The sequence below is a fragment of the Streptomyces nanshensis genome, assembly GCF_001751255.1.
Lineage (GTDB): Bacteria > Actinomycetota > Actinomycetes > Streptomycetales > Streptomycetaceae > Streptomyces > Streptomyces nanshensis_A.
On the sequence record NZ_LJGW01000316.1, the window covers coordinates 20,792 to 24,412 of the forward strand.

Annotated in this window: 4 protein-coding genes and 1 pseudogene; 1 reads left to right on the forward strand and 4 read right to left on the reverse strand. The window is 73.3% G+C overall.

Annotation, left to right across the window (positions count from 1 at the left end):
* The 4 genes and pseudogenes from AN218_RS38325 to AN218_RS18765 all read right to left on the reverse strand — a co-directional run.
* Positions 1-162: pseudogene (locus AN218_RS38325) on the reverse strand (trehalose-phosphatase); the annotation flags it as partial.
* A gap of 9 nt (positions 163-171) precedes the next feature.
* A complete protein-coding gene (locus AN218_RS18755; RefSeq protein ID WP_070018043.1) occupies positions 172-912 on the reverse strand; it encodes a Type 1 glutamine amidotransferase-like domain-containing protein in 741 nt (246 codons plus the stop codon).
* A gap of 65 nt (positions 913-977) precedes the next feature.
* Positions 978-1,292, reverse strand: coding sequence for a DUF3263 domain-containing protein (locus AN218_RS18760; protein WP_070018044.1), 315 nt, complete (start codon positions 1,290-1,292; stop codon positions 978-980).
* A gap of 91 nt (positions 1,293-1,383) precedes the next feature.
* Positions 1,384-2,673: an extracellular solute-binding protein gene (locus tag AN218_RS18765; protein WP_079132325.1), complete on the reverse strand. Its 1,290-nt coding sequence runs from the start codon at positions 2,671-2,673 to the stop codon at positions 1,384-1,386.
* A 365-nt stretch (positions 2,674-3,038) separates the two neighbouring features.
* Between AN218_RS18765 and AN218_RS18770 the strand changes: the two genes are divergently transcribed.
* On the forward strand, positions 3,039-3,621 hold a 583-nt coding region (locus tag AN218_RS18770; RefSeq protein ID WP_141747619.1), incomplete at its 3' end, for an ROK family protein.

Sequence of the window (3,621 nt, forward strand, 5' to 3'; positions counted from 1 at the left end):
GGGCACGGCGCCGGGGTGGGCGCGCGCTTCGGCGGGGTCGGCGACGATCGGGGCGAGGGTGCCGTCGAAGTCGAAGGCCACGAGGGCACGTTGGGGCTCGGCGAGGATCGCGGCGAGCCCGTCGCGGCCGGCTCGGGTACGGGGGGTCGGTACGGCGGCCATGCGGCGACCTTACCGCCCGGCGCGGGGCAGTTCGCGCGGCTCGACGCGCTCCTCGACGGCGCGGTCGCCGTCCCGCTCCACGATGTAGGCGCCCTTGCCCGGCTGTTCCGTGACGGCCTCGACCAGACGCGTACCGCGGTAGACCAGGCCCACCCCGTCGTCGGTGCAGTGGGACGTGGGCAGGGTGCCGTCCGCGACGAGCCGGTGCACCAGGGGACGTCGGCCCGGGTCGCTGTCGTAGTGCACGCCACTGCCGAAAGGAAGGAAGCCCAACGCGTCGGTGAGCGGGCGCAGTTCGGGGCCGAAGGAGTCGGTGACGCCGCCCTCGTACCAGCAGATCGAGCCGGCGCTGACCCCGCTGAGCACCACGCCCGCCTGCCAGGCGCGGCGCAGCGCGGTGTCGAGGCCGTGCAGACGCCAGAGGGCCAGCAGGTTCGCGACGGAGCCGCCCATGACCCACACGACGTCGTGGTCGAGGAGGGTGCCCTCGACGTCCTCGACGTTCGGCATCGGGAAGAGGTTCAGCGGCGTCAGATCGAACCCGGCCACGCGTGCCGCCTCGGCCATGCGCGCCGCGAAGTGCTCGGCGTCGCCGATGGCCGTGCCGAGGTAGAGCAGGCGGGGACGGCGGCCGTGTACGCCCGACAGGTCGACCGCGTGGTGCACCAGCGCGTCGAAGAGCACCCTGCTGCGGCTCCCGGCGAGATGCCCGCCGGAGGTCGCGACGATCGTGGGTTCGGGGGCGGTCATGGCGCGACCCTAGCCGTACGGACACGGGCCAGAGGCCGGTACGGACGGCGAGGCGTCAACCGGCGTCAGCGGCGGGCGCGTTGGGCCTCGCGGCGGCGGCGCAGACGGTTGACCGTCATCGGGTCGTGTTCCAGGGCGCGGCGATCGTCCAGGAGGGCGTTGAGGAGTTGGTAGTAGCGCGTCGGGGACATCTCCAACTGCTCGCGTATGGCGCGCTCCTTGGCGCCGGGGCCGGGCCAGCCGCGGCGTTCGACGTCGAGCACGGCCAGGTCGCGGTCGGAGAGCCCGGAGAGCCCGGAAGCGTCCGCCGGCGTACGGGCACCTGCGCCCGCACCCGCGTCCGCCGCGTCGCGCTCCTCGTCCCGCTCGTCCTCGCTCATTCCCTCAACGTACCGCCGCCGAACGACAGTCGGTCGCCAGCCGGTCCACCGGTCGGCCGGTCCGCCGGACAGCACGCCAGGCGCGCTCCGCTCAGCTCTCCTGCGCCGCCGTCTCCGCCGCCTCCGCGCGGCGCTGGATCGCGGACAGCACCCGCGCGGGATCGCCGTCCGCCTCGACGGCCCTGCCGATGCTCCGCTTGATGTCCGCGCTCACCGTCGCCCAGGAGACCTTGCCCACCGGGTAGAACTCGGCGCTCGACAGCTCCTCCTGGAAGCGCCGCAGCGGCTTGCGCTCCGCGCGCTCGCGCATCCGGTCGTTCGCGGACGTGGTCACCGGGAGCAGGTCGTAGCGCTCGGCGAAGGCGTAGTGGTTCCGCTCGCTGAAGACGAAGTCGAGGAAGCGGCCCGCCTCTTCGCCCCTGCCGTTGTGCTTGAACGCCATCACCCAGTCCGCCACGCCGAGGGTGCCCGGCGAGGGCCCGTCGGCGCCGGGCGGCACCGCCGTGCCGTAGTCCACGCCCCGGGCCCGCGCCTCCTTCAGCAGCGTCGGGTGGCCGTTGAGCATGCCGACGTCGCCGCGTACGAAGGCGTCGAAGAGCTGCTGGCGGTCGGTGCGTCCGGGATTCGGGTTGGTCAGCCCGGAGCGGACGAGCCGCTCCCGCAGCCAGTCGAAGGCCTTGATGTTCGCCCGGGCGTCGACGGTGTAGTCGCCGACCCGGTCGGTGTACGCGCCCCCGCTGCTGAGGATCCACATCATCGCCTCGGCGGGCGCCTCCTCCGGGCCCAGCGGCAGCCCGTACGGGATCTTCACGCCCGCGTCCTTCAACCGGGCGGCGGCGCTCGCCAGTTGGTTCCAGGTGCGGGGCGGCTCGGCCGGGTCCAGCCCGGCCTTCTTGAAGAGCGTCTTGTTGTAGAAGAGCAGCCGGGTGCTCGCGGCGAACGGCATCCCGTACTGCACCCGCCGCACCTCGCCCGCCTCCGCGAGCGCGGGCAGGAAGTCGGCCTGTACGGGGATGGAGAGGACCTCGCCCGCCCGGTAGAGCATGTCCTTGGCCGCGAAGTCGGCGTACGCGCCGATCTGCGCGATGTCCGGCGGGTTGCCCTCGGCGGCCATCCTGGCCACGTTCTTGTCGACGTCCTTCCAACTGTGCACCTCGACGTCGATCTCGGCGCCGGGATGCCGCTCCTGGAAGTCGCCGACGAGCGCGTCCCAGTACCCCTGCGAACTGGTGCCGCGCCCGGGGTCGCCGTAGTCGGCGGCCACGACTTTGAGCGCGGAACTCTGCGTCCCGGGACCGGTGCCGCAACCGGCGGTCGTCAGGGCGCCGCTCGCCGCCGCGCCCGTCGCCACTGCAAGACCGAGGAACCTGCGGCGCTCCACAGCATCTACTCCTCAACCGTGCGCACGGCGCCGTGCCGTGCTCCCTCCCACCCCCCGCGTCCGGCCCGGCCGGACGTGTACGGAACAGGAGTCTCCACCGACGGGGCCCGAAGGTCTAGGCCATAGACCGCACGACTTTCACAGCGACCCATCCGTTCCATCCGGTACATGCGGTGAAGATCGCCGATGCGCACGGTTTCCCTACCAGACCGGGACACTCCGGCACCCGCTCCACCTCGGGAAACCCAAACCGATGGCCGGAGTGGACTAGACCTGTTGTGGGTCAAGGCGGGAGACTGCTCCCTGTGAGCACGAGCCCCCGGAAACCGGAATACGTCATCGCCCTCGACGTCGGCGGCACCGAGATGAAGGCGGCCCTCATCGGCTCCGGAGCCGGCACCGGCCCCGGAGCCGCCGCCGGCGAGCTGCTGCACGAGGCACGGCGCGGCACCGGCCGCGAGCACGGCCCCGACGCCGTCGTCGAGCGCATCCTCGACTTCGCCGCCGAACTGCGCGCGCATGGCGCCTCGATGTACGGCACCGAACCGCTGGCCGCCGGAGTGGCCGTGCCGGGCGTCCTCGACGAACCGTCGGGCACCGCCGTCTACGCCGCGAACCTCGGCTGGCAGGACGTACCGCTGCGCGCGCTCCTCGCCGAACGCCTCGGCGGCATCCCCGTCGGACTCGGGCACGACGTGCGCACCGGCGGCCTCGCCGAGGGGCGCGTGGGCGCGGGCGAGGGCGTCGACCGGTTCTTCTTCGTGGCGCTGGGCACCGGAATCGCCGCCGCCATCGGTACGGACGGACGGGTCGAGCCGGGCGCGCACGGCGGCGCCGGCGAGTTCGGCCACATCGTGGTGCGCCCGGACGGGCCGGTGTGCGGGTGCGGTCAGCGCGGCTGTCTGGAGTCCCTCGCCTCGGCGGCCGCCGTGGGACGCGCCTGGGCCG